Raw genomic sequence first — 5,788 nt, 5'->3', positions numbered from 1 at the left:
CGCCAAGCCGGAGCCTCGCATGCGGCCAGCCGGTAGACGCACACACGCCGCGCGGCCCGCCGGTCCGCGCCTGCGGCCGCGGCCAGCTCCGCCAACTGGGCGGGCAGGCTCCTGCTCCACCACAAATCTGGCTCGCCCGCGAACCCGGACTCGGCAGCGGTCACCGATCTGCCCAGGCGCCGGGAGAGCGCCTCGGCGACCAGGGCAGGACCCGGGTCGCGGGGACGCGTGCCCGACGTCCACTGGGCGACCGACGCGCGGCCATATCTCAACGCGAGCCCGGCCTCGGCTCCAACGACATTGACCGCCCGGGCCAGATCCTGGCCCGTCCATTCCGCTTCGGCAAGCAGAGCGCGCAGTAGATCATTAGAGCCCCCTCGGGGCACGCCATTCATACCCAATTTCGGCCAATCCGTCGGATACTCCGAGTCAATCCAACATCGCAAATATGTGGACTCTCGTCAACCTGGCAAATCAACGTTCGTTCCGGATTCGCGTGACCGGCACGGATACAGCGAGGCCTTCGAACACCGAATGTCGGCAGAACATCCGCGGTCGTCACCAGTTCGGCCAGGCTCACGCCGAAGACAAGTCCCCGACCGGAAAGACCGTTGATCATCTCGACGAACAAGGCCGGTGCGGAGATCGCGTCCTCTTGCATCCGCCGCCGCGGAACAAGACCCGCCAGTCCAGACGAACCCAAGGGTCAATTCCACCCATAGACCTTGAAGACCCTTCGGTTCAGTTCGAGAAAGCTTCGGTTCTCCTGAACCCCCTGGGACTTCTACGGGGTTGAGGAAAACTCGACCGGCCAACAGCGTTTACGAAGCCGGGGCGGACAGAGTTACCGCCATCCAGCCTTCGGATGTGGTTCACGATGCCGCGCGGACTGCAGGAGTTCACGGCTACAGAGGCCGAGTGGCCAGGGCAGGTGACGGCCCGGTCGTGGACCTCGAAAGGACGGTCCGAAGGCGATCCGATCAGCACATCCAGCAGCACCGTTGTTATCGCCTGGCTCCCGTGCAGGTCTCAGCGCCAGCGCCGAGACCTGCACGGGTCGCTGCTATACAGCGCATGCTTCCAGACCCAGAGCCTCGACGGCTGTCCACTCGTTGGATACGACAGCTTCTCGATACTCCTCACCAACTCAGGACCCAACCAAAGCCCGCACTTCACCATGCTCCATGCGTCTCCGACTTCCGGACCGCAACACAACGCGATCATCCTAGACGTTATGAACGGGAACTGACACGGTTTCGGTCGGCCACTTGTATACGTGACGCTCGCCGACGACTTTGGGACGTCCTTGATCACAAAGCACGTTCCGCCAAGCGGCTCGCCACCTCCTTGTTCGGGCATTTAAGTGCCACTGTGGCCACTTTGGGCACTAGCGTATCTCTGCGCATCTCGCGGGTGGCCGAAAATTTTCCTAAGTTTGGTCGTCAACGTCCTGGGTATCGCGCGGCCAATGATCCCTCTAATGAAGTACTGAACCAATAGTTCGGGTGATCGTGGATATGCAGTCACCAAAAGAAGCATGCCGTAATCGGCAAGGAAGTCCTTCGCCCAGGGGAGTGATCCTTGCCGCGGGAACCGTCGCGGAAGCGTTGCCGCACCTCGGACGGGACGCCTCGACCGTCATCATGCGGAAAGTGACCGTGCCTGCCGGCGGGTCGACCGGCTGGCATTACCATCCGGGCCCGCTGCTGGTCGTCGTCTCCTGCGGCACCCTCACCCATACGTTCGCGGATTTGTCTGGCCAGGCCATCACCTCCGGCATGTGCGTGGTCGAACCGGGTGGGCCGGACAACGTCCACATCGGCGACAACCGGGAAGCGACGCCGCTGATCGTGCACGTCGTCTATTTCCTTCCACTGAACTCACCGCTATCGGTTCCGGTGCCGCCGCCGCAGGAGGCGCGGGGGGCTCCGGCATGACCGAAATGACGTCCGCGCCACGACGAGTTTCCGTGGCCACATGAGCCGCCATGCGTCCGGCCAGAGGCCCCCGGCACCTGTGAGGTGGGGAGATGACGAATAGTCGAACGGTGGCGCATCTGCTTCTCGATCTGCTCGCCGAAGCGGGTGTATCCCGGATCTTCGGTGTCCCGGGCGGGCCCTTGCTGTCGCTGCTGGACGTCATGGCCGAGCGGCCGGGCATCGACTTCGTGCTGACCAAGCATGAGGAGGGGGCGGTGTTCATGGCCGAGGGGCATGCGCAGGCGACCGGCGAACTCGGTGTCGCGTGCGTGACCGCTGGTCCCGGCACCTCACACGCGGTCACGGCCGCGGCCAGTGCCACAAGCGATTGGGCCCCGGTGCTCGTGCTCGGGGGCCAGGTCGCGACGGGCACGTTCGGACGCGGCGGACTCCAAGATGGCAGCGGCGGGAACTGGAGCATTGATTCGGTCGCCATGTTCCGTTCGGCCGTCAAGCTTTCAGCGCTCATCACCACACCGGGGCAGTTGCCTCACCTTGCCCTCCGGGCCATCCGAACAGCGACATCCGATCTGCCCGGAGCTGTCTACCTCGGACTACCGAGCGACGTGCTGGGCGCTCCCGCCCCGCCGCGAGGGAAGCAGCGGGTTCTGCCGGCACCGCCGCCGAGGCGCGCTGATCGGGCCCAGATCGAGGCACTGTCGGAGGCCGTCGTCACCGCCCGCCATCCGGTGATCTTCGCGGGGCAGGGGGCGAAGGTCGCCGGTGCGGGCCCCGAGATGGTCGCACTCGCCGAACGTCGTGGCATTCCGGTCGCGACGACAGTGAAGGGCAAAAGTGTCTTTCCTGAAGATCACCCGCTGTCCCTGGGCGTTTTCGGCAACTACGGCGGGAGCCCCGAGACCCACAACGCGATCCTGTTCGAGGACGTCGACCTCCTGCTGGTTCTCGGCAGCAGCCTGGGGGAGGTCTCGACCTTCGGCTGGAACGACGGGCTCACGGCCGGACGTACGGTGTGCCAGATCGACTCCGACCCCTTGCAATTGGGCAGGAACTTCCCTGTCGACCACGCAGTCGTCGCCGACGTGCGGTCCGCGCTCAAGGACATGCTCGGTATCGTCCGCCCGCTGGACACTCCACGTCCCGGAGACCCGGCCCGTTCGGCGCCGGCCCGACCTGATGACCTTCAGAAAGGGCACCGGCTCCTGCGGGCTTCGGCCGTCACCGCACAGCTGAACGATGCGCTGCCCCCCGAGGCGCTGATCTTCGTCGACAACGGCAACGCCCTCTGCTGGATCGGGGAGCATTACCTTTCCCGGCCACCTGGCCAGATCTTCTGCTCCGTCAACGTGGGGTGCATGGGCTACGCCATCCCAGCCTCCGTCGGTGCGAAACTGGCACGACCGGAGCGGCTGGTGATCGCGCTCGTTGGAGACGCCGCATTCGCGATGGGCGGAATGGAGATTCACACCGCTGTGGAGCGGGACCTGGACGTGATCTGGATCGTGCTGAACAACGGCGGCAACGCGATGGTCACCAATCTCCAGGAACTTCTCTTCCGCAAAGCGCCGGGTTCGTCGTACTCCCGGCCTTTGGACGCCGCGGCGGTGGCGCGCGGCCTAGGAGCGAGAGCGGCCATGGTATCCACACTTCCGGAGTTCGACCAAGCTCTGGCCACAGCCCTCCAGCAGGGTTCCCCTTGGCTCATCGACGCGCGCGTCGATCGCGACGAGATCGCGTGGTCCCTGCGCGGACGTGCCGAAGTTCTTCGAGGCACGGAGAAATGAATCCAGCTCATACTTGACCATGTCAAGGTGATGCAGATCAATTCTCGAACTGCACACTCTCGAGATGCCGCAAGTCAGCAGCGCTCATTGACGCTCATCGGGGCCCGCGCTCAGCCGTTCACGTGGCGGCGGTCCAACGCCGCGGAGGCAGCGCTGCAGGCCGAGCAACGCAGGCCACATCGTCAAGGCGATCGCCGTCCTGACAGGGCGAATGCGTCGGCCTGGTTCTGGTCGGAGAGTTTGCGGGCGATGCCGCCGTAGGCGTCAACGGTGTCGGGAGGCAGGGGTGTGGGGTCGGGACGCCAGTGCGTTAGGGGGACGACTCCGGGCTTGAGGAGTTCGAGGCTGTTGAAGAAGGCGCGGAAGGTCACCGCCGGGGGAGTGGCTGGGAGACGCCTGGGAGACGATCATGCGGTATCGGGCGTTTGGGCACGGGGATTGAGTGCGCCGAGAACGGGACCGTTTCGGCCGTGACCTAGAGAAACACAGGTCATGGCCTTGCCTTCCAAGATCTTCACCACCTTCGAGGGCACCTCGGAGATCCAGCGCCTGGTCATCGGCCGCACCCTCACCGGCCTCCCCGTCAGATAACAGCCGACCCGCACCGATAACCAGAAGTTGCAGGACGGGTCACATCGGCTGTGGACCTTGGGGACGAACTCCCGGACGGACCCGTGAGGAGGATCGACCGCGCTATCCGCGGCTTGCGCAGGAGGCCCGCCACATCAGGGCGCCTGTCGCTGACTTCGGTCCCAGGTCAGGAATCGGTAGTGCAGCCCGGTCGACGATTCTTGCCACGGCCCAACGGAGTGTGGCGGGCGTCCCGGGTCCGGCGCGTAGGTGTCTCCGGTGAAGGACTCGCGGATCTCGGTGACCACGATCTGGTCCGCGAACGGCAGGGCCGCCCGGTACACGGACGCGCCGCCGATCACCCATACGTCCCCGGCCGCCGCGGCGAACGCCTGTGGCAGGGCGTGGAAGGTCTCTACGCCCTCCTGCGGGGTGCGTGACAACACGAGGTTGCGTCTGTTGGGCAGTGGCCGGAAGCGCGGAGGCAGCGATTCCCAGGTGCGGCGGCCCATGAGTACGGTCGCCCCCGTCGTCAGGGAGCGGAAGTGCTTCAGGTCCTCGGGCAGGTGCCAGGGCAGTGTGCCGTCGCGGCCGATCACGCCGTTGGCCGATTGCGCCCAGATGAGCCCGATCACACCGCCACCGGTGCCTTGATGGCGGGGTGGGGGTCGTAGCCGTTGAGGGTGAAGTGATCGTAGGTGTAGTCGAACAGGCTGTCGGCCGGCTTGAGGGTCAGGGTCGGGAAAGGCCGGGCCTGGCGTGCGAGCTGCATGCGGACTTGGTCCTGGTGGTTGTCATAGATGTGGCAGTCGCCTCCGGTCCAGACGAAGTCACCGACGTCGAGGCCCACCTGCTCGGAGATCATGTGCGTCAGCAGCGCGTAGCCGGCGATGTTGAACGGCACGCCGAGGAACAGGTCCGCGCTGCGCTGGTACAGCTGGCAGGACAGCTCGCCGCCGGCGACGTAGAACTGGAAGAACGCGTGGCAGGGCGGCAGCGCCATCCGCGGGATGTCGGCGACGTTCCACGCGGACACGATGATCCGCCGGGAGTCGGGGTCCTCGCGCAGCGTGCGCAGCACTTCGCTGATCTGGTCGATGTGCCCGCCGTCCGGGGTCGGCCATGACCGCCACTGCACGCCATAGACCGGGCCGAGATCACCGTCGGTTCCCGCCCACTCGTCCCAGATCGTGACGCCGTTCTCTCGCAGCCACGCCACGTTCGCATCGCCGCGCAGGAACCACAGCAGTTCGTAGGCGATCGAGCGGAAATGGACCTTCTTCGTCGTGATCAGCGGGAAGCCGTCGGACAGCCGGTAGCGCAGCTGATGACCGAAGATCGACCGCGTACCCGTGCCGGTGCGGTCCTGCTTGCGGGCGCCCGTGTCGAGCACGTGGCGCAGCAGGTCTTCGTACTGCGTATCGGGCATGCGGCAAGTCTAGAAGCGCGGTTCCTGCCCGCCCGCCCCCGGGCTTGCGCTGACCTTCCCACACC

Annotated in this window: 5 protein-coding genes; 2 read left to right on the top strand and 3 right to left on the bottom strand. The window is 65.7% G+C overall.

The features are described 5' to 3' along the window. Positions 1-1,574 precede the first annotated feature (1,574 nt). A complete protein-coding gene (locus E1264_RS39220; protein ID WP_132182087.1) occupies positions 1,575-1,937 on the top strand; it encodes a cupin domain-containing protein in 363 nt (120 codons plus the stop codon). A gap of 110 nt (positions 1,938-2,047) precedes the next feature. After that, entirely contained in the window at positions 2,048-3,724 is a 1,677-nt protein-coding gene (locus E1264_RS39215) for a thiamine pyrophosphate-binding protein (protein ID WP_165964614.1), read from the top strand. 182 nt (positions 3,725-3,906) lie between these two features. Here E1264_RS39215 and E1264_RS39210 read toward each other — a convergent pair whose 3' ends face one another. The 3 genes from E1264_RS39210 to E1264_RS39200 all read right to left on the bottom strand — a co-directional run bounded on the left by E1264_RS39210 (position 3,907) and on the right by E1264_RS39200 (position 5,723). Beyond that, positions 3,907-4,095 carry an SAM-dependent methyltransferase gene (locus E1264_RS39210; protein ID WP_132182083.1) on the bottom strand — a complete coding sequence of 63 codons (189 nt, stop codon included), beginning with the start codon at positions 4,093-4,095 and terminating at the stop codon, positions 3,907-3,909. A gap of 354 nt (positions 4,096-4,449) precedes the next feature. After that, positions 4,450-4,929 carry a dihydrofolate reductase gene (locus E1264_RS39205; protein WP_132182081.1) on the bottom strand — a complete coding sequence of 160 codons (480 nt, stop codon included), beginning with the start codon at positions 4,927-4,929 and terminating at the stop codon, positions 4,450-4,452. Beyond that, positions 4,926-5,723 carry a thymidylate synthase gene (locus tag E1264_RS39200; RefSeq protein WP_132182079.1) on the bottom strand — a complete coding sequence of 266 codons (798 nt, stop codon included), beginning with the start codon at positions 5,721-5,723 and terminating at the stop codon, positions 4,926-4,928. Before E1264_RS39200 ends, E1264_RS39205 begins: the two co-directional genes overlap by 4 nt. Positions 5,724-5,788: the final 65 nt, after the last annotated feature.

The sequence above is a fragment of the Actinomadura sp. KC216 genome (genome assembly GCF_004348535.1).
Lineage (GTDB): Bacteria > Actinomycetota > Actinomycetes > Streptosporangiales > Streptosporangiaceae > Spirillospora.
The sequence above is the reverse complement of the archived record's forward strand: the minus strand, read 5'-3'. Positions and strand labels throughout refer to the sequence as shown.

Excerpts from the sequence above, each read along its gene's own strand:
- E1264_RS39200 (WP_132182079.1), bottom strand. The coding sequence starts at position 5,723 with ATGCCCGATACGCAGTACGAAGACCTGCTGCGCCACGTGCTCGACACG.